Annotated in this window: 1 protein-coding gene; it reads left to right on the top strand. The window is 77.8% G+C overall.

Features of this window, described 5'->3' with window-relative positions; genetic code table 11:
* Positions 1 to 555: glycoside hydrolase family 3 N-terminal domain-containing protein (locus SSNG_RS23790; RefSeq protein ID WP_007266455.1), on the top strand; the 555-nt coding region annotated here is incomplete at both ends.

Raw genomic sequence — 555 nt, forward strand, 5'->3', positions numbered from 1 at the left:
GAGCGCCCACATCCTGGTGCCCGCCCTCGACCCGACCCGCCCCGCCACCCTCAGCCCGCAGATCCTCACCGGCCTCCTGCGCAAGGAACTGGGCTACGAGGGCCTCATCGTCACCGACGGCATGGAGATGAACGCCATCGCCGGGACGTACGGCATCGAACGCGGCTCGGTGCTCGCCATCGCGGCCGGCGCCGACGCCATCTGCGTCGGCGGGGGCCTCGCCGACGAGGCGACCGTGCTCCGCCTGCGCGACGCGCTGGTCGCCGCCGTACGCGAGGGCGTGCTCCCGGAGGAGCGGCTCGCCGACGCCGCCGCCCGGGTCCGCGCCCTCGCCGACTGGACCCTCCGGTCCCGCCCGGACGCGCCGCGGGAGGGGAGCGGCGCGTCCGGCATCGGCCTGACGGCGGCCCGCCGCGCGGTGGACGTCTGCGGGAAGGCCGCCCCGGTCACCGCCCCGTACGTCGCCACCCTCGCGCCCGTCGCGAACATCGCGGTCGGCGACGAGACCCCGTGGGGGGTCGCCGCGGAGCTGGCCGAGCTGCTCCCGGGGACCGG

Origin of the sequence: Streptomyces sp. C (genome assembly GCF_000158895.1) — a bacterium.
GTDB classification, from domain to species: Bacteria; Actinomycetota; Actinomycetes; order Streptomycetales; family Streptomycetaceae; genus Streptomyces; species Streptomyces racemochromogenes.